The following is an 18,189-nucleotide window of genomic DNA, read 5'->3' as shown; positions in this document are numbered from 1 at the left end:
TTGCAGGCGGGGCACTAGGGGACCAGGACCACCCGGCCCCGCACCCCGCCTTCCGCGAGGCGGGCGTGCGCCTTGGCCGCCTCCTCCAGGGCGTAGGTCTCGGCCACCCTCAGCGACAGCAGCCCCTCGTCGACCAGCGCCGCGAGTTCCGCGAGGCGGGCCCCGTCGGCGCTCACCTCCACCGCACCGGTCCGCACCCCGCGCACCGACGCCGGGGCCGCCTGCGGGATGACGCCCAGGTACGCACCCCCGTCCCGCACCCACTCCAGCGCCGCCTCACCGAGGATCGCCGTGTCCAGCACGGCATCGACGCTCCCCGCCCCGACGGCACCGGACGTGAAGTGCGCCGCCCCCAGGGACCGTACGAACTCCTCGTCGCCCTCCCTGGCCAGCGCGGTCACCGACACCCCGCGGTGGGCGGCGAGCTGGACGGCGAAGGCGCCGACCGCACCGGCCGCGCCCGTCACCAGCAGCGACTGTCCGGCCGTCAACTCCAGTAGATCCAGGGCCTGTACGGCGGTCAGCGCGTTCAGTGGCAGCGTCGCCGCGTGCACGGCGTCGACGGTGGCCGGCGCCTTGGCCACCGCGTCCGTGTCCACGACGACGTACTCGGCATGCGCGCCCAGCGGCTTCACCATGCCGTAGTCGAGGGCGACCACCTCGTCACCGACGCTCCACGCGGTGGCGACGCCCGTCGCGTCCACCGTCCCGGCGACGTCCCAGCCGAACCCGATCTGCTTGCCCGCACCGCCGAAGAACCCGGCCCGCACCCCCGCGTCCACCGGATTCAGCGCGGCCGCCGCGACCTTGATCCGCACCTGACGAGCACCCGGCTCGGGCATCTCCACGTCCACGACCTCCACGGCCTCGGGGCCGCCGAACGTCCTCACCACTGCAGCACGCATGATCAGTTCTCCTGGAATCGGGGTTCTTCGTAGGGTTTCTGTTCTGCTGCAACAACCGTAGGAAGAGTTACTATCCAGGAGGAAGTAGTTACCTGAAGGTGCCTACCTCACCGGGAGGAGAGCCATGGCGACCATGACAGCGGCCCAGAAGCGCGAACAGGCCCGCACCGAGTACGACGCATTCATCCGCGCCTGCCCCACCAACCAGCTCCTCGACCGCCTCAGCGACAAATGGGTCAGCCTCGTCGTCGCGGCCCTCGCCGCCGGCCCGATGCGCTACAGCGACCTCAGCCGCAAGATCGCCGGCGTGAGCCCCAAGATGCTGACGCAGACGGTGCGTTCGCTGGAGCGCGACGGCATCCTCACCCGCACGGTCACTCCGTCCGTCCCGGTCCGCGTCGACTACGAACTCACCGAACTCGGCGGCAGTCTCGCCCAGTTGATGACCGCCGTGAAGACCTGGGCCGAGACCCACTTCGACGAGGTGCACGAGGCCCGGGAGCGCTACGACACCGAGACCGCCGGGACTGCCGGAACCGCCACCGCCGCAGCCGGTGCCGCGCGGCAGGGCGGGGCGTCCAGGCGGCCCTAGACCTCGCCGGCCCGCAGCCGCGCGACCTGCTCCCCGCTGAACCGCACCGTCCGCCGCATGTGCCCGATGACCACGGCCAGTTCGGCGTCGTCGAGCCCGTCGAAGAGGGCGGACCACCCGCCGCCCAGCCGGTCCCACATCCGCCCGAACTCGGCGATCCGCTCCGGCACGGTCGCCACGAGCACCCGCCGCCGATCGGCCGCGTCCCGCTCCCGTACGACGTAACCCGCCTTCTCCAGCCGGTCCACCAGCCGCGTCGCCGACCCGGTCGTCAGGCCCGTCATCTCGGCGACCCGGCCGGTCGTCACCGGCCCGCCCTCCAGCGTCAGCAGGTTCAGACACTGCAGATCGGTCGGATGCAGCCCGAGATGGTCGGCGACGGCCTGGTTGAACAGGGCGTACGAGGCCATGTAGCGGCGCGAGACGTTCGACAACTCGTCGAGCAGCCGCTCGCGCGTGTTCCCGGCCATGTCGGCTCCTCTTCGTCTGCGCCGTGCAGAGATCGTACGAGAGGCTCTCTAGAAGTAGTACTCGTCCCCGGTGTCCAGCACGAGCACCCGCTGCTGATCGTTCTGCCGATTGCGGTCGACGGCGCCCCCGCCCCATGCCGTGTCGATCTCCAGCAGCACCTCGGACGGCGCATCCCGCAGCCGTACGCCCAGCCTGATCTCTTCGCCCACGTCGTCCGCGGCGAGCGCCCCCACCCGGCACAGCACCACCGCCGCCGCCGACCGCGCACACCCGGCCGGCAGTGCCTGCCCGTCCACCAGCGGCTTCGACCAGCGCAGTCGCACCGTCGCGTCCGGCACGCCGGACGGCCCGTGATTGCGCGGCGTGACCCGCACGTCCACCCGGCCCCCGGCCAGCGATACGGCACCGTGATAGGCCAGATCCGCCTCAGGACCGCCCACGGCACCGACAGCAGCCGTGGCGGTCGGTACGGCCGCCGCACCGACCGCCGCCACAGCCGCACCCACGGCCCGGACCGCGAACACCCGCATGCCACTCACCGTCCTCCGCATACCACCCACTCCTCACCGCACCGGGGGTCGTACGGATGTATCCCCCGCGCAGCCCGCCCCAGGCGCCGTCCATCAGGTGACGCGGGCAGCGGGCAGCCGGCATGCGAGGCCGGCATGCGAGGCTGCGGACATGCTCATCGCCCGCTCCGCCGCCCTCTTCGTCGTGGCCGCCCTCTTCGAGATCGGCGGCGCCTGGCTCGTCTGGCAGGGCGTGCGCGAACACCGCGGCTGGCTGTGGATCACCGGCGGCATCCTCGCCCTCGGCGCCTACGGCTTCGTCGCCACCTTCCAGCCCGACGCCCACTTCGGCCGCATCCTCGCCGCATACGGCGGGATCTTCGTGGCCGGCTCGATCCTGTGGGGCACGGTCGCCGACGGCTACCGCCCCGACCGCTGGGACGTGACGGGCGCGCTGGTCTGCCTCGCGGGCATGGCAGTGATCATGTGGGCGCCGCGGAACGGCGGCTGACGACCTCTATACCCTGGACGCCAGGTCGATCCCTCGATCCCCGAACGCCCCCGCGCACGAGGAGCACCTCATGGCCACCGCCGCACCGTCCGCCGCCTCCCGCATCGCCGTCGTCACCGGTGCGAGCAGCGGAATCGGCGCAGCCACGGCCCGGCAGCTCGCCGCGGCCGGCTACCGCGTCGTCCTCACCGCCCGCCGCAAGGACCGGATCGAAGCGCTGGCCGAGGAGATCAACACGGCCGGCCACTCCGCCGCCGCGTACCAGCTGGACGTCACGGACCGTGCCGCGGTCGACGAGTTCGCTACGGCGTTCAAGACGATCGGCGTGCTGGTCAACAACGCCGGCGGCGCGCTCGGCGCCGACCCGGTCGCGACCGGCGACCCGGCCGACTGGCGCACGATGTACGAGACGAACGTCATCGGCACCCTGAACATCACCCAGGCCCTGCTGCCCAAGCTCGTCGAGAGCGGCGACGGCACGGTCGTGGTCGTCTCCTCCACCGCGGGACTCAGCACGTACGAGGGCGGTGCGGGCTACGTCGCCGCCAAGCACGGCGAACACGTCCTCGCCGAGACCCTCCGCCTGGAGATCGTCGGCCGGCCGGTCCGCGTCATCGAGATCGCCCCCGGCATGGTGAAGACGGACGAGTTCGCACTCACCCGCTTCGGCGGCGACGAGGAGAAGGCGACGAAGGTGTACGAGGGCGTGGCCGATCCCCTCACGGCCGACGACGTGGCGGACACGATCACCTGGGCGGTCACCCGCCCCAGCCACGTCAACGTCGACCTCCTGGTCCTCCGCCCCCGCGCCCAGGCCTCCAACACGAAGGTCCACAGGGAACTGTGATGCCGGGCCCGGACGAGACCGACAAGCAGCGCCTGGCCCTGGAGAAGAAGCGCGAACGCTACGTCTGGTACTACCTCGCCTACTTCCTCTTCGGCATCCACATCGTGGCGTTCGTGATGATCTACGCGGTGCTGCACGCCAAGTAGTGGCACGCGCACCGTAGGGTCACAGCCTGTGGACAGACACCTCGCTTTCGACGGCCTGCACAACTTCCGTGACCTGGGCGGCTATTCGACCCCGGACGGCCACCGGATCCGCCCCGGCCGCCTGTACCGCGCGGACTCCCTGGGCAAGCTGGCCGAGGGCACGGCGGACTGGGACCGCTTCCTGTCCCTCGGCGTCCGCACGGTCATCGACCTGCGCCACCCCTGGGAGGCCGAGGACAGGGGCCGTGTCCCCGCCCACCCGTCCTTCACGTACCACAACCTGAGCATCGAGCACCGCCCGTACGACCAGGCCGCGCTCACCCCGGACATCGATCCGGACCCGTACCTCGCGGAGCGCTACATGGAGGTGGCCCAGGACGGCGTCAAGGAGATCCGCCGGGCCCTGGAACTGGTCGCGGAGTCGGCCGAATCAGGCACCCCGCTGGTCTTCCACTGCGCTTCGGGCAAGGACCGCACGGGCCAATTGGCGGCGCTGATCCTCGGGTTGCTGGGCATCCCGGAAACGACCGTCATCGAGGACTTCAGCCTCACGGAACTGGCGACCCCGGGCATCCGCGCCAGCTGGTCGAGACGAAACGACGGCCGCGTGCCGACATGGCCGGGCTTCGGCCGTGCCCCGGGTGCGGTGATGCGCACGTTCCTCGCCGCCATGACGGCGCGCCACGGTTCGGCCGAGAACTACGTGTCGCGGGAACTGTCCATGGACGCACGGGTGTTGGCCACGACCCTGCGCAGGGCCCTCCTGGAGCCCCGCCCCACCGCCGCGCCCGCGCCGACGTACCGCAAGGCCACCCCGTCCGACGCCCCCGTCCTCGCCCGCCTCCACGACTCGTCCGCCCTCTGGCAACTGGCCCGGGGCATCGACCAGTGGCGGCCCGGCGCGAAGGACGAGACCCACTTCCGCACCCGTATGCGGGAGGGCGAGGTCTGGCTGGCCCACTCCGGCGATCACCTGGCCGGCGCCTGGGAACTGTGGTGGGACGACCCGGCGGCCTGGGGCGCCCGCCCCGCCGACGCGGGCTACATCCACCGCCTGATGACAACCCCGCACACAGCTCCGCCGTCCACGGGCCGCCACATGCTGGCGGAAGCGGAGTCCCGCATCGCCGCGAAGGGCCGCCCGTACGCCCGCCTCGACTGCCTGTCCACCAACCCCCGCCTCCGCGCGTACTACAAGTCGGCGGGCTACACGGTGGTCGACGAACAGCGCGCGAAGGACGGCGGGGTGGGGAGCCCGTACGCGGTGACGCTGCTGGAGAAGCGGCTGCGTTGACGGAAAAGGGCCCGAGCCGGCTCGGCTCGGGCCCTTCAGAGGGGGGCGGCACGCGTGTCAGCCCTTCACGCAGACAACCTGCTTCAGCTTCGCCACGACCTCCACGAGGTCCCGCTGCTGGTCGATGACCTGCTCGATCGGCTTGTACGCACCCGGGATCTCGTCCACCACACCGGAGTCCTTGCGGCACTCCACGCCCCGCGTCTGCTCCTCCAGATCCTTCGTCGAGAAGCGCCGCTTGGCAGCGTTGCGGCTCATGCGCCGACCGGCGCCGTGCGAGGCCGAGTTGAAGGACTTCTCGTTGCCGAGGCCCTTCACGATGTACGAGCCGGTGCCCATCGAGCCCGGAATGATGCCGTACTCCCCGACGCGGGCGCTGATGGCCCCCTTGCGCGTGACGAGCAGATCCATGCCCTCGTAGCGCTCGGCACTTACGTAGTTGTGATGGCAGCTGATCTCCGGCTCGAAGGTGACCTTCGCCTTCTTGAACTCACGGCGGATCACCTCCTTGGAGAGCGCCATCATGATGGCGCGGTTGTATTTCGCATACTCCTGAGCCCAGAACAGGTCGTGCCTGTACGCCGCCATCTGCGGCGTGTCTGCCACGAAGACAGCGAGATCCCGGTCAATCAAGCCCTGATTGTGCGGCAGCTTCTGGGCAACTCCAATGTGGTGCTCAGCCAGCTCCTTACCGATATTTCGAGAGCCGGAGTGGAGCACGACCCAGACCGAATTGTCCGAATCGAGGCAAAGCTCCCAGAAATGATTCCCTTGGCCAAGGGTTCCCATTTGCGTAGTCGCCCGCTCCCGTCGAAACTTCACCGCCTCGGCGACCCCGTCGAACCGCCCCCAGAAGTCGTCCCACCCCCCGGTGGCCATCCCGTGGAACCGTCCCGGCTCCACCGGACTGTCGTGCATCCCCCGCCCCACCGGTATCGCCTGCTCGATCTTCGAGCGCAGGCGGGACAGGTCACCGGGGAGGTCATTGGCCGTCAGCGACGTCTTCACCGCCGACATACCGCACCCGATATCCACTCCCACCGCCGCAGGACACACGGCCCCCTGCATGGCGATGACGGACCCGACCGTCGCACCCTTCCCGTAGTGCACGTCCGGCATGACGGCGAGGCCCTTGATCCACGGCAGGGTCGCCACGTTGCGCAGCTGCTGCAGGGCCACGTCCTCGACCGTCGCCGGGTCGGTCCATATGCGGATCGGAACCTTGGCGCCCGGCATTTCCACGTACGACATATCGTCCTCATTCCCCCGGAAACACAACAGAAGTCTGGAATCGCAAAACCGGCGCCAAGGTCGCTGAAATGGGACAGCGGACCGGCGTCCACGGCAGTGCGTGCGATACACATTGTCCTCAGGGGACGCCCCCGCGCGGCAAGCGATTTACCAGCGGGGACACCGAAGCCACGGCCACAGAGCCGCCATCGAGAGGAGCCCGACCGTGCAGCGGAAGGTGTTTGTATCCGGCATCGCCGCGCTGCTCGTGGCGTTGCTGGCCGGCTGCACCGGCGGCTCGAACGAGGGCGGTTCGACGGACAACTCCAATCCGGGTGACACCGGCACGGCGACGGCCGCGGCCCAGCCGGGCAAGTACCGCACGCTCCCCGAGCCGTGCAGTGCCGTCGACGAGGACACTCTCGACACACTGCTGCCCGGCATCCGGCAGATCACCGACGCGGAGCAGCGCCAGAAGGCCTACGAGGGCGATGCGACGCTGACGTACGACACCGACCGCAAGGTGGGCTGCCGTTGGAAGGTCGAGTCGGCGGATGCGACGGACCATCTCCTCGTCGACTTCGAGCGCGTCGTCTCCTACGACAACGCGGTGAGCGACGACAACGAGGCGCAGGTGGTGTTCGCGGAGAGGCTGACGGCGGCCGACCTTCCCGAGCCGGCGAGTTCGAGCCCCACGTCCAGCCCCACGTCCAGCCCTACGTCCAACCCCGGCTCCAGTGCCCCTTCCACGAGCAGCGCCGACCCCGATTCCTCACCCTCCGCCACCGCCTCTGTCTCTGCCTCGGGTTCCGCCTCCTCCTCCGGGGCTCCGTCCGATCTCCAGCCCCGTACCCTCACCGATCTCGGTGACGAGGCGTTCCTGGACGACGCGCTGAGCGGCTCCGGTTCAACGGCTCAGCAGCGCACGGTGACTGTGGCGTTCCGCACGTCCAACGTCATTGTGACCATCCAGTACGAGGAGCAGCCGGCCACCGTCGGCGTTGCCCCCGACAGCAAGGAAATGCAGGACAGGGCCCGGAATCTGGCCGCGCAGCTGTCGGACACGCTGGGCGGTCAGTGACCCTGCGCCCGTCCCGTACGCCCGTCTTCAAAGCGCAGGAAGCAGAAGCACACAGTTTCCTCACCGCGTACCGTGGCCCCTCGGACCCGAACCCGCCGACCGCAGGAACCACAGCGTCATGAGTGAAGGAACCATGCAGCGACGAGCAGAGCGAGACCAGCGCAGCCAGCGAGATCTGCGAGTGAGGCGCTCAGGCCGCCTCCTTGCCGGGGCGGTCGCAGTGCCCGTGATGGTGTTCGCCGCCGGCTGCTCCTCGGACTCCGGCTCCGGTGACGGGGGCAGCAAGGGCGCGAGCGCCGGTGAGACGGCGGCGGCGACCGCGAGCACGGCGCCGACGGTGCAGGCCGCGGCGTACCGGAAGTTGCCGGACTCGTGCGGGGTGTTGTCGAAGAAGACGCTGACCTCGTTGGTGCCGGAGGGCGCAAAGTCCGGCAAGCAGGGCAAGTCAAATGATTCGACGCGCGCGAGCTGTTCCTGGAACAGTCTGGACAACAACGGCGTGAAGGGCTCGCAGTTCCGTTGGCTCAATGTCTCGCTGCTGCGATTCGAATCGGACGCCCAGCGCGGTGAGGGTGCCAAGTTGGCGCACGCCTACTACGAGAAGCAGGTCAAGGACGCCCAGTCGGTCGAGGGCGCGAAGAACGCGAAGACCGAGCCGGTCTCCGGGACGGGCGACGAGGCGACGCTGGTGCGTTACGACCTGAAGAAGAAGGAGGGTTCCTTCAAGCAGCAGACGGTCGTGACGCGGGTCGAGAACGTGGTGATCACGCTCGACTACAACGGTGCGGGTCTGGCCGGTGAGAAGACCCCGAGCGCGGACACGCTGGCGAAGGCCGCGGAGTCGGCGGCCAAGGAGGCGGTCGCCGCGGTGTCGGCCGCGAACGGCGACGGTGGCGCGGGCACAGGCGGCGGCTCGGGTTCGGGCACGGCGAAGCCCTCGCCTTCCAAGTCGGCGTCGAAGTCGGCCTCCGCGTCACCTTCGAAGGCCTCGAACCCCTCGAAGTCCGCTTCGGCCTCCCCGTCCTCCTCAGCGTCGAAGAAGAGCTGACTGTCACACCTGGACGGCAACTCGCAGCTCAGCACCGCCTTTTGATGGAGCCCGGGCCCCTGAGGGGACCGGGCTCCACCCGTCCCGCCGCCTCGTGGGACGCACACATGTGCCACTCTGTTGCGCGCAACAACACGCAAGGGGAGGGGAGTACGGGTGGCCGCGCCACTGCAGCTGACTCGGATGCACCGCGTTCTCATCGCGGTGGTCGTTTCCGGCGCCGTGATCATCGCCGGCATCGGCTTCGCCGGTTCGTACGCGGCGGTCCGCGAGTTGGCCCTGAAGAAGGGCTTCGGGAACTTCTCCTACGTCTTCCCGATCGGTATCGACGCAGGTATCTGTGTCCTGCTGGCCCTTGATCTCCTGCTCACCTGGATACGCATACCGTTCCCGCTGCTGCGGCAGACGGCCTGGCTGCTGACGGCGGCGACGATCGCCTTCAACGGCGCGGCGGCCTGGCCGGACCCGCTGGGCGTGGGCATGCACGCGGTGATCCCGATCCTCTTCGTCGTCTCCGTCGAGGCGGCCCGGCATGCGATCGGCCGTATCGCCGACATCACGGCCGACAAGCACATGGAGGGCGTGCGGCTGACGCGCTGGCTCCTGTCCCCGGTGCCGACGTTTCTCCTGTGGCGGCGGATGAAACTGTGGGAGCTGCGCTCCTACGAGCAGGTCATCAAGCTGGAGCAGGACCGCCTCGTCTACCAGGCCCGCCTGCACTCCCGCTTCGGGCGCGCGTGGCGCCGCAAGGCCCCCGTGGAGTCCCTGATGCCCCTGCGCCTGGCCCGCTACGGCGTCCCGCTCGCGGAGACGGCCCCCTCGGGCCTCGCGGCGGCGGGCATCGAAGCCGTACTGCTGCCGCCCGCCCCGCAGCCCGCCCTGGCGCCGGCCGACGCGGCGGTGAACAGTCGCACCCCCGAGACGGCACCCGTCGTACAGAACGCGGCCCCTGCCCGGGAACAGCGTCCCGCTCCCGGGGGCGGCGACGAACCCCCCGAGCAGCCGGACTACGCCGAGCAGCAGAGTCCGTGGCTCCAGGCACGGGACCCCCAGTCCGTCGCGTACCAGGGCGGCTACGACCCGACGTACGACCCGGACACGGCGTACCTGGAGTGGTACGCGGAGCAGCAGCAGGCCGAGCAGTTCCAGGCGCGGCAGCAGTTCGAGGAACAGCGGCGGTTCGAGCAGCAGGGGTTCGAACGGCAGGCGTTCCCGCAGCAGCAGTTCGAGGAGCCGTCGGCCCCGGCCCCGGAGCCCGTCCCTGAGCCTTCTCCGGAGGACACGGGTACCTTCCCGATCCCGTCCGGTCCGGGCCGTACCCGTGAGATGGGTGCGGGCGGCGGCACGGAACTGACCGAGGAGGACTACTACCTGGTCTTCAAGAAGTCGATAGACGGCAGCTACCCGACTTCGGGCCAGTTCAGGGGCGACGTGGAAGCGACGTACGGCACCACGCTCCCGCAGCGCGAGGCCGAGCGGATGGTCAACCGCTTCACCAACCGCCACACGGCGGAACTCCAGGAAGACCACATCGCCTGAGCACGAAAACCACGAAGAAGGCCACGAAAAAGGCCACGAAAAAGGGGCTCTCAGCCGAGAGCCCCTTTCTTCTTACCGCCTACCTTCCGAGCAGGGTCCGCACCCGCTCCTGTCCCACCGCCAGGAGCAGCGTGGGCAGTCGCGGTCCCGTGTCGCGTCCCACCAGCAGGTGGTAGAGGAGCGCGAAGAACGCGCGCTGGGCGGTCTTGATCTCGGCCGGCAGTTCCTTGGGCGTGGCGTCGGCGGGGAAGCCGGCCTGCACCTTGGGTACGCCGTAGACGAGGTGGGTGAGTCCGTCGAGCGACCAGTTCTCGGCGAGTCCTTCGAGCAGGAGGCTCAGTGACCGCTGGGAGGCCTCGTCGAGGGACTTCAGCAGGTCGGCGTCGGGTTCGTCGCGCACGATGGTCCGCTGGTCGGCGGGGACGTGCGTGTTGATCCAGGCCTCGGCCTTGTCGTAGCGCGGGCGGGCTTCGTCGAGGGCGGTGAGCGGGTCCGAGGGGTCGAGTTCGCTCAGGATGCGCAGCGCCTGGTCCTCGTGTCCCGCGGTGATGTCGGCGACCGAGGCCAGCGTCCGGTACGGCAGCGGGCGCGGGGTCCTGGGCAGTTCACCGGCGGCCGTGCCCACGGCGCGCGAGTGGGCCGCGAGGTCCGCGGGCAGCGCGGTGCCGTCGGTGACCTTCGCGTCGAGCTTGTCCCACTCGTCGTAGAGGCGCTGGATCTCCTGGTCGAAGGCGATCTTGAAGGACTGGTTGGGCCGGCGGCGGGCGTAGAGCCAGCGCAGGATCTGCGGCTCCATGATCTTCAGGGCGTCGGCGGCGGTCGGCACGCCGCCCCTCGACGAGGACATCTTCGCCATGCCGCTGATGCCCACGAAGGCGTACATCGGGCCGATGGGCTGCTTGCCGTCGAAGATCCCGACGATCTGGCCGCCGACCTGGAACGAGGACCCGGGGGAGGAGTGGTCGACGCCGCTCGGCTCGAAGACGACGCCCTCGTAGGCCCAGCGCATCGGCCAGTCGACCTTCCAGACCAGCTTGCCGCGGTTGAACTCGTTGAGCCGGACGGTCTCGGAGAAGCCGCACGCGGTGCAGGCGTACGTCAGCTCGGTCGTGTCGTCGTCGTACGAGGTGACCGTCGTCAGGTCCTTCTCGCAGTTGCCGCAGTAGGGCTTGTACGGGAAGTAGCCGACGGTGCCGCCGCTGCCGTCGTCCTCGCTCGCCGCGCCGGAGCCCTCCTCGGCCTCCAGCTCGGCCTCGTCGAGGGGCTTCTGCTGCTGCTTCTTCGCCGGGGCCTTCTTGGTGCGGTACTGGTCGAGGATCGCGTCGATGTCGGCGCGGTGCCTGATGGCGTGCAGGATCTGCTCGCGGTACACGCCGGAGGTGTACTGCGCGGTCTGGCTGATCCCGTCGAACTCGACGCCCAGCTCGGCGAGCGACTCGACCATGGCGGCCTTGAAGTGCTCGGCCCAGTTCGGGTGGGCGGAGCCCTTGGGGGCGGGCACGGACGTCAGCGGCTTGCCGATGTGCTCGGCCCACGATTCGTCGACGCCCGCGATGCCGGCCGGCACCTTGCGGTAGCGGTCGTAGTCGTCCCAGGAGATCAGGTGCCGGACCTGGCGCCCGCGCCGCCGGATCTCGTCGGCGACGAGGTGCGGGGTCATGACCTCGCGCAGGTTGCCGAGGTGGATCGGACCCGACGGGGAGAGTCCGGACGCTACGACGACGACCGGAGCGGTAGCGAGTGATGTCGCTGCGCCCGGGGCCCGACGCTCCGACTCTTCGATGACGTCATCGGCGAAACGGGAGACCCAGTCGGCGGTCTCGGTGCTCTGAGCCACGATCGGCACGTCCTTCTTTCTCCGGGGCGGCCAGTACGGTCAAACGGCCACGGCCCCCAGTTTAGGCGGGGCACCCTCCTCCAACGGGCGCGGGACTGTCCCGGTATGCGGCTCCGCCGTGCGGGCGCGACGAGCCCGCACCCTCCCGCAGTCAAAAAAACCGCTTCACCCCCCATGGGATACTGGCCACGTCTATCAATCCCACGAGGAGAACGGCTCCCACCCCATGACCTCGGTCACGTCACTCACGGATCTCGTCAACCAGCGCCTCGCCGACGCCCTCACTTCCTCCCTCCCGGAAGCCGACGGAGTCGACCCGCTGCTGCGACGTAGTGACCGGGCCGACTTCCAGGCCAACGGCGTCCTCGCGCTGGCCAAGAAGGCGAAGGCGAACCCTCGGGAGCTGGCGACGCAGGTCGTCGGCGGCATCGTCACCGGTGACGTGGTCGAGGACGTCGAGGTCTCCGGGCCCGGCTTCCTGAACATCACGATCGCGGACAAGGCGATCACCGAGAACCTCGCCGCGCGGTACGCGGACGGTGAGCGGCTCGGTGTGCCGCTGAAGGAGAACGCGGGCATCACGGTCGTCGACTACGCCCAGCCGAACGTGGCGAAGGAGATGCACGTCGGTCACCTGCGGTCGGCGGTCATCGGTGACGCCCTGCGCGGCATGCTCGACTTCACCGGCGAGACGACGATCGGCCGGCACCACATCGGCGACTGGGGCACCCAGTTCGGCATGCTCATCCAGTACCTGTTCGAGAACCCCGGCGAGCTGGCCCCGGCGGCCGACGTCGACGGCGAGCAGGCGATGAGCAACCTGAACCGGGTGTACAAGGCCTCGCGTGCGGTCTTCGACTCGGACGAGGAGTTCAAGGAGCGGGCACGGAAGCGGGTCGTCGCCCTGCAGTCCGGTGACAAGGAGACGCTCGAACTGTGGCAGCAGTTCGTGGACGAGTCGAAGGTCTACTTCTACTCGGTCTTCGAGAAGCTGGACATGGAGATCCGCGACGAGGAGATCGTCGGCGAGTCCGCGTACAACGAGGGCATGCCCGAGACCGCCCGCCTCCTGGAGGAGATGGGTGTCGCGGTGCGCTCCGAGGGTGCGCTCGTCGTCTTCTTCGACGAGATCCGCGGCAAGGACGACCAGCCGGTTCCGCTGATCGTGCAGAAGGCGGACGGCGGCTTCGGCTACGCGGCCTCCGACCTGACCGCGATCCGCAACCGTGTCTTCGACCTGCATGCGTCGACGCTGCTGTACGTCGTGGACGTACGCCAGTCCCTGCACTTCAGGATGGTCTTCGAGACGGCCCGGCGGGCGGGCTGGCTGCGCGACGGGGTCACCGCGCACAACATGGGCTACGGCACGGTGCTCGGCGCGGACGGCAAGCCGTTCAAGACGCGTGAGGGCGAGACCGTACGGCTGGAGGATCTGCTGGACGAGGCGGTCGAGCGGGCCACCGCGGTCGTGCGCGAGAAGGCCGAGAAGGTGGGCCTCGCCGAGGAGGAGATCGTCGAGAACGGCCGGTACGTCGGGATCGGCGCCGTGAAGTACGCGGACCTGTCGACGTCGCCGAACAGGGACTACAAGTTCGACCTGGACCAGATGGTGTCGTTGAACGGCGAGACGAGCGTGTACCTGCAGTACGCGTACGCCCGTATCCGGTCCATCTTCGGCAAGGCCGGCGACCGCACCCCGCTCGCCCACCCGGAGCTCGAACTCGCCCCGGCGGAGCGGGCGCTCGGTCTGCACCTGGACGCGTTCGGCGAGACGGTCTTCGAGTCGGCGGCGGAGTACGCGCCGCACAGGGTGGCCGCGTACCTCTACCAACTGGCGTCCCTGTACACGACGTTCTACGACCAGTGCCCGGTGGTGAAGCCCGCCCCCGCGCAGGAGGTGGCGGAGAACCGGCTGTTCCTGTGCGACCTGACGGCCCGCACTCTGCACCGGGGCATGGCCCTGCTGGGCATCCGGACGCCCGAGCGGCTCTGAGCCGCCTGTCGGCACGACGCGCGACGGCCCGTCCTCTCCTCTCGGGGAGGGCGGGCCGTCGGCGTCGTCGGCTACCCGAGGTCGGCTAGCAGGGGTAGAAGACGCTGTTGTCGTTGGCGAGCCGCGGTGACGGCCGGCGTCGCGCAGGGCAGGCAGGCAGGGCAGGCAGGGCAGGGTGATGTCAGTGGCTCCCCCTACAGTCACTGACATGGCGACTCTTCCCAATCCCCTGCCGAATCTCACGTCCCTCGGCCTCGACCTCCCGCCCGGCGGGCTGGTCGACGCGACCGACGACGGGTCCTGGCACGAGCCGCTGCTGTGGCTGGCGGACGGCCCGGCGGCGCCCGGCGACCGGGCCGCGCTCCAGCGGACCGCACCGGCCGTCGGCCTGCTCCCGGTCGTCCTCGATGTCGGCGCCGGCCACGGTGGGCCGGAGCTGTGGCAGTTGATGCCCGCGGAGATGTCGTATCCGGGTGATCACGACGCCGAGGAGGTCCTGGAGGACTTCTGGGACGAGTGCGCGGAGGAGGACGTGGACTGGCCGGGCCTGGCCGACACTCGCCACACCGGCACCGGCACCGGCACGGACCCCGAATCCGTTGCCTCCGACATCGTGGACTCCCTGCTCGATGGCGGCGGGCCGGTCAGGGAACCCCGCCTCGCGCTCGTCCCGGCGCGCCGCAGCGCCGACATCCCGACGGCGATCGGCTGGACGGGCCCCGTGAACCACGAGGGCGACACCGCCCGGCTGTCCGCGGTGTTGCGCTCCTGGGAGGACCGGTTCGGCATACGGGTCGTGGCGCTCGGCTTCGACCACCTGCTGGTGTCCGTCGCAGCGCCGCCCACCACCCTCGCCGACGCCCAGGCCCTGGCCGCCGAGCACGTCGCGTTCTGCCCGGACAACATCTGGCAGGGCAGCGACCCGACCCTGACCGCGTACGCCGAGCACCAGCTCCTCAACCAGCCGGCCTGGCACTTCTGGTGGGACTGACGGTCCGCCCGGCCCTCGGACCGGCACGCGGTCGGAGTCGCCCCCCGCCTTTTGTCCTGGGCGGGCCCATTCCTCTTGTTCCAGGTGGGGGACGCTCCCGCATGCGTCGCCGCTCGTCCGGCGTTCGTTCTCGTTCTTCAGAGGACGGCGAGAAGCCCCTTCAGGAGCGCGAGCACACCGCTGAGCAGGGCGCCAACAATCATCTGAGACCTGCATGTGCGGAATGTGAAGTTTCTACCGCTCTCGATAACGCCGCATGATCGCCCGCGTTACGGGTCGCAGATGCGCCACGGCCTACTTCTTCCTCCACTCACCCCGCCCCTGCCACCACTCCCGCACCCGCCACATCCGTCTGTGCCTTCTCCGGCCCGGGGCACCAGCCGTTCTGGTGCTGTCTGCCCGCCACCCCGCAGAAGCCGATCTGCTTCGGCGCCTTCGGCCCCTGCACCCGCTGTACGGAGATGAGCTTGTCGAGGGGGACCTGCCGGTCCACCACCCCGCCGAAGTCGATGGCCCCGCTCTCCCCGTCGAAGGCGCTGTCGCCGTGGATGCTGCCGAGGGCCTTCCAGACGGCGCCCGGGGTGATCGGCATCCGGTTCGGGGAGCCCGGGAGGGTGGCGATGGCCTTGAGGTAGAGGTTGACCGCGTCGAAGGCGAGCGTGGCGTGTCCGTCCAGGGAGGAGTTCTCCACGCGCTCGCACTCGTCCTTGAAGAGCACCTTCATGATGCTGTAGAGATCGCTGGGCTCGTCGCAGGAGCTCACTCCCTGGGTGAAGTCCAGGAAGTCGTACGGGATTCGGGGATACGCGCCCCGCCGGTCGGGGTCGGCGGCGAGCCGGGCGATGTCGTCGCCGGCGAGGAAGGCGGGCGACTCGGACCCGCAGGAGTCGTTGGTGGCGGACAGGACGGTCTCGAAGTCCTCGGAGCGGCCGGCGAAGAAGATCAGGCCCGGGTAGTGGCAGGCCCCGGCACCGATCTCGTTGGCCGCCGGGTAGCCGGAGATCGAGGCGGAGGCGGTGGACGGCTTGTAGCCCTGCTTGTCGACCTTGAAGCCGGCGTCGGCGAAGGACTTCGCGGCGTCGTCGCGCAGGTTCTTGCTGTACTCGTCGGTCCGGTCGGCGGAGTAGACGATGCGCACCCGGCGCTGCAGCGCGCCGCCGCTGTCGTCGGCCAGATGTCTGCCGTAGGCGGCGGCGACCGCGGCCTCGCGGCGGTTCTGCGGGGACACCTGGTAGTACAGGGGCGAGTGGTCCTCGAGGGAGTCCGCGGAGAGGGTCGTGGCCACCATCGGCAGGCCGATCCGGGTCAGTTCGCCGATGGTGGTGATCGTCGCGGCACGGCTCTGGTCGAGGCCGGTGACGCCGACGATGGTCGGGTCGGCGCGCATCATCCGCTCGATCTGGCGGACCACTTCCGGCCCGTGCGCCATCCCGGAACCGGCGCTCGCCAGGAAGACCCGCAGCACCGGATCGTTCGGACCGCGCCGGTCCAACTGCCGCCGCTGCGCGCTCGCCACCCCCTGGAGTGCCTCCCTCGCGTAGGAGAGGAGGCTGGCCGCCTTGCCCTGTCCGGGACTGCTGAGCAGCGCCGAGAGATGGACGAGGGTGACGACCGGCCGGCCGGGGGCGTCGCGGTGCATCTCCTCCGCCCGCTCGTTCTGCCGGTCGATGACGTCGAGCGTCTTCTTCAGGCTCGCGTCGCCGGAGCCGAAGGCGTAGCCGTGCGGTGCCACACCGACGCACTCGTGGGTGTCCGCCTTCCACTCGACGGTCGCGGCGTCGGGATCGGAGCGGGACAGCCCGCAGTGCGCCCGCTCCCACCGCTGCTCGGGTATCGGGTTCAGCCGCCAGCCGACCGCGCCGGCCACCAGCGTGAGAGCCACGACCACGGTCAGCGCGGTCACCCGGCGGCGCGCCCAGCCCGGGGCCGGATCGACCTTGAACCGCAGGGCCGGCCGCAGATTGTCGTCGTGCCGTCTGTGGTCGGGGTGTGCGGGGTCCAGTACGTCCGGGACCTCCACCGGCAGATACCAGTCCTCGGCGCTGCGCCCCCGTCTGGCGGCGACGAACCTGGCGCCCCAGTTCAGGACCAGGTCGTCCACCAGCAGGCCCGGCCGCGGCCCCGACCGGTCGTGGGCCCGGTAGGTGGCGATGACGAGCAGCGGGTCGAAGTCACCGGTCTTGATGCGTACGTCGATGAGGCAACGGATCAGCTCCTGGCCGAAGTTGTCGTCCGTGACCCCCTTCAGGAACGCCACGCAGTACGTCGTACGGCGCCACGCGCGGCGCCGCCACACACGGCGCCGGTAGGCCACCCGCAGGTCCTCCAGGAAGGCGTTGACGAGCAGCTTGCCGACCTGGTCCGGGTTCTCGTGCTCGAAGCGCGGCTGGGTCAGCCGCAGGGCGAACCCGGCGAGGGTGCCGGGGTCGCGGGGCGCCATGTAGGGCTGGCGCAGCAGCCACCGGTACTCGGCGCCCACGGCCCGCCAGGCCCGGAACCACAGCACCGGCAGCACATGCAGCCCGAACAGCCAGGCCCACCACGGCACCTTGCCCTCGAGGGCCACCTCGGTGGTGGGGTGCCGCAGCACGCGGAAGAAGCCCCGGCGCTGGAGTTCCCGGGTCTGCAGCCGGCGCAGCAGCTCGCGGTCGGGCTGCCCGGTCAGCGGATCGGGGGTGTCGTTGGTCTCCAGCAGCCAGTTGACGAGACCGAAGCGGCGGAACAGCACCCGCGCGTCGCGGCTGTTGCTCGGGGAGGCGAACTCCTTGGCCAGCTCGACCAGAACGCGCCGGTACAGTTCGGCCCGCCGCCAGTCGTCCGCCAGGTCGGCGCGTTCCTCGTCCACCTTGGCGCGCATCTCGGCCATGTCGATGGACTTGTGCGGGATGCGCCGCGGTTCGGCGTCGTTGAAGGAGCCCTCGACCGTCCTGGCCAGGTCGGCGAGCTCACTCTGCTCCCGGCCCACCAGCAGGACGACGGGCAGGCCGTCCCGGCCTTCGGTCGCCTCGGGGAACTCTCCACGCTTCGGGCGGCGGACAAGCCTGTGCAGCAGCGCGAAGAGTCTGTCGGCGTGCTCGAAGACGGGTGCCATGGCCCCGGGACCCTAATGACGGCCGAACAGCGTTCGACCCACTGCCACCAGTCCTTCACACCCGTCTCCGCATTCCGGCCGAAAATGATCGGACACTGACCATG

Annotated in this window: 15 protein-coding genes and 1 pseudogene; 10 read left to right on the top strand and 6 right to left on the bottom strand. The window is 69.9% G+C overall.

Annotated features, from left to right (window positions below; all coding sequences use genetic code 11):
* Nucleotides 1–14: 14 nt before the first annotated feature.
* Complete coding sequence (locus ACYUED_RS25740) at nt 15–905, bottom strand: NADP-dependent oxidoreductase (RefSeq protein WP_491285474.1); 891 nt, start codon at nt 903–905, stop codon at nt 15–17.
* 124 nt (nt 906–1,029) lie between these two features.
* On the opposite strand from ACYUED_RS25740, the pseudogene ACYUED_RS25735 reads away from it, so the two are divergent.
* Nucleotides 1,030–1,425 (top strand): annotated as a pseudogene (locus tag ACYUED_RS25735) (winged helix-turn-helix transcriptional regulator); the annotation flags it as partial.
* 68 nt (nt 1,426–1,493) lie between these two features.
* On the opposite strand, the gene ACYUED_RS25730 reads toward ACYUED_RS25735, so the two are convergent.
* Together ACYUED_RS25730 and ACYUED_RS25725 are read right to left on the bottom strand one after the other, a co-directional pair.
* The gene (locus ACYUED_RS25730; RefSeq protein WP_491285473.1) at nt 1,494–1,967 is read right to left on the bottom strand and encodes a MarR family winged helix-turn-helix transcriptional regulator; all 474 of its coding nucleotides are present in this window, start codon (nt 1,965–1,967) and stop codon (nt 1,494–1,496) included.
* Nucleotides 1,968–2,015: 48 nt separating this feature from the next.
* Nucleotides 2,016–2,519, bottom strand: a complete 504-nt coding sequence (locus tag ACYUED_RS25725) for a hypothetical protein (RefSeq protein WP_491285471.1) — start codon at nt 2,517–2,519, stop codon at nt 2,016–2,018.
* Between the two features lie 130 nt (nt 2,520–2,649).
* On the opposite strand from ACYUED_RS25725, the gene ACYUED_RS25720 reads away from it, so the two are divergent.
* The 4 genes from ACYUED_RS25720 (at nt 2,650) to ACYUED_RS25705 (ending at nt 5,275) form a co-directional block, all read left to right on the top strand.
* Entirely contained in the window at nt 2,650–2,988 is a 339-nt protein-coding gene (locus tag ACYUED_RS25720) for a YnfA family protein (RefSeq protein WP_491285470.1), read from the top strand.
* A 70-nt stretch (nt 2,989–3,058) separates the two neighbouring features.
* Entirely contained in the window at nt 3,059–3,835 is a 777-nt protein-coding gene (locus ACYUED_RS25715) for an SDR family NAD(P)-dependent oxidoreductase (protein ID WP_491285468.1), read from the top strand.
* Nucleotides 3,835–3,981: a hypothetical protein gene (locus tag ACYUED_RS25710; protein ID WP_491285467.1), complete on the top strand. Its 147-nt coding sequence runs from the start codon at nt 3,835–3,837 to the stop codon at nt 3,979–3,981. Before ACYUED_RS25715 ends, ACYUED_RS25710 begins: the two co-directional genes overlap by 1 nt.
* 28 nt (nt 3,982–4,009) lie before the next feature.
* A complete protein-coding gene (locus tag ACYUED_RS25705) occupies nt 4,010–5,275 on the top strand; it encodes a tyrosine-protein phosphatase (RefSeq protein WP_491285465.1) in 1,266 nt (421 codons plus the stop codon).
* 57 nt (nt 5,276–5,332) lie between these two features.
* Here ACYUED_RS25705 and ACYUED_RS25700 read toward each other — a convergent pair whose 3' ends face one another.
* On the bottom strand, nt 5,333–6,526 hold the full coding sequence (locus ACYUED_RS25700) for an RtcB family protein (protein ID WP_491285463.1): 1,194 nt from the start codon (nt 6,524–6,526) through the stop codon (nt 5,333–5,335).
* A 205-nt stretch (nt 6,527–6,731) separates the two neighbouring features.
* On the opposite strand from ACYUED_RS25700, the gene ACYUED_RS25695 reads away from it, so the two are divergent.
* From ACYUED_RS25695 to ACYUED_RS25685, 3 genes are all read left to right on the top strand, one after another.
* On the top strand, nt 6,732–7,586 hold the full coding sequence (locus ACYUED_RS25695) for a DUF3558 domain-containing protein (RefSeq protein ID WP_491285461.1): 855 nt from the start codon (nt 6,732–6,734) through the stop codon (nt 7,584–7,586).
* A 133-nt stretch (nt 7,587–7,719) separates the two neighbouring features.
* Nucleotides 7,720–8,634, top strand: a complete 915-nt coding sequence (locus ACYUED_RS25690) for a DUF3558 family protein (protein ID WP_491285459.1) — start codon at nt 7,720–7,722, stop codon at nt 8,632–8,634.
* Nucleotides 8,635–8,817: 183 nt separating this feature from the next.
* Nucleotides 8,818–10,173, top strand: a complete 1,356-nt coding sequence (locus ACYUED_RS25685; protein WP_491294433.1) for a DUF2637 domain-containing protein — start codon at nt 8,818–8,820, stop codon at nt 10,171–10,173.
* A gap of 79 nt (nt 10,174–10,252) precedes the next feature.
* On the opposite strand, the gene lysS is transcribed toward ACYUED_RS25685, so the two are convergent.
* Nucleotides 10,253–12,019: a lysine--tRNA ligase gene (lysS, locus tag ACYUED_RS25680; RefSeq protein WP_491285458.1), complete on the bottom strand. Its 1,767-nt coding sequence runs from the start codon at nt 12,017–12,019 to the stop codon at nt 10,253–10,255.
* Between the two features lie 217 nt (nt 12,020–12,236).
* Here lysS and argS point away from each other — a divergent pair, with 217 nt between their 5' ends.
* Together argS and ACYUED_RS25670 are read left to right on the top strand one after the other, a co-directional pair.
* Nucleotides 12,237–14,003, top strand: a complete 1,767-nt coding sequence (argS, locus tag ACYUED_RS25675) for an arginine--tRNA ligase (RefSeq protein WP_491285457.1) — start codon at nt 12,237–12,239, stop codon at nt 14,001–14,003.
* A 208-nt stretch (nt 14,004–14,211) separates the two neighbouring features.
* The gene (locus tag ACYUED_RS25670) at nt 14,212–14,994 is read left to right on the top strand and encodes a DUF4253 domain-containing protein (RefSeq protein ID WP_491285455.1); all 783 of its coding nucleotides are present in this window, start codon (nt 14,212–14,214) and stop codon (nt 14,992–14,994) included.
* Nucleotides 14,995–15,304: 310 nt separating this feature from the next.
* On the opposite strand, the gene ACYUED_RS25665 is transcribed toward ACYUED_RS25670, so the two are convergent.
* Nucleotides 15,305–18,085 carry an ABC transporter substrate-binding protein gene (locus tag ACYUED_RS25665; RefSeq protein ID WP_491285453.1) on the bottom strand — a complete coding sequence of 927 codons (2,781 nt, stop codon included), beginning with the start codon at nt 18,083–18,085 and terminating at the stop codon, nt 15,305–15,307.
* Nucleotides 18,086–18,189 lie beyond the last annotated feature (104 nt).

Source organism: Streptomyces sp. DF42, from assembly GCF_058267695.1.
This window is presented reverse-complemented; position numbering and strand designations above follow the sequence as displayed.

Bases quoted from the DNA above. Each gene is read 5' to 3' on its own strand.
- ACYUED_RS25725 (WP_491285471.1), bottom strand. From the start codon at position 2,519: ATGCGGAGGACGGTGAGTGGCATGCGGGTGTTCGCGGTCCGGGCCGTG.
- ACYUED_RS25710 (WP_491285467.1), top strand. From the start codon at position 3,835: ATGCCGGGCCCGGACGAGACCGACAAGCAGCGCCTGGCCCTGGAGAAG.
- ACYUED_RS25700 (WP_491285463.1), bottom strand. From the start codon at position 6,526: ATGTCGTACGTGGAAATGCCGGGCGCCAAGGTTCCGATCCGCATATGG.
- ACYUED_RS25720 (WP_491285470.1), top strand. From the start codon at position 2,650: ATGCTCATCGCCCGCTCCGCCGCCCTCTTCGTCGTGGCCGCCCTCTTC.
- ACYUED_RS25690 (WP_491285459.1), top strand. From the start codon at position 7,720: ATGCAGCGACGAGCAGAGCGAGACCAGCGCAGCCAGCGAGATCTGCGA.
- ACYUED_RS25730 (WP_491285473.1), bottom strand. From the start codon at position 1,967: ATGGCCGGGAACACGCGCGAGCGGCTGCTCGACGAGTTGTCGAACGTC.
- ACYUED_RS25740 (WP_491285474.1), bottom strand. From the start codon at position 905: ATGCGTGCTGCAGTGGTGAGGACGTTCGGCGGCCCCGAGGCCGTGGAG.
- ACYUED_RS25685 (WP_491294433.1), top strand. From the start codon at position 8,818: ATGCACCGCGTTCTCATCGCGGTGGTCGTTTCCGGCGCCGTGATCATC.
- ACYUED_RS25665 (WP_491285453.1), bottom strand. From the start codon at position 18,085: ATGGCACCCGTCTTCGAGCACGCCGACAGACTCTTCGCGCTGCTGCAC.
- ACYUED_RS25670 (WP_491285455.1), top strand. From the start codon at position 14,212: ATGGCGACTCTTCCCAATCCCCTGCCGAATCTCACGTCCCTCGGCCTC.
- ACYUED_RS25715 (WP_491285468.1), top strand. From the start codon at position 3,059: ATGGCCACCGCCGCACCGTCCGCCGCCTCCCGCATCGCCGTCGTCACC.
- argS (WP_491285457.1), top strand. From the start codon at position 12,237: ATGACCTCGGTCACGTCACTCACGGATCTCGTCAACCAGCGCCTCGCC.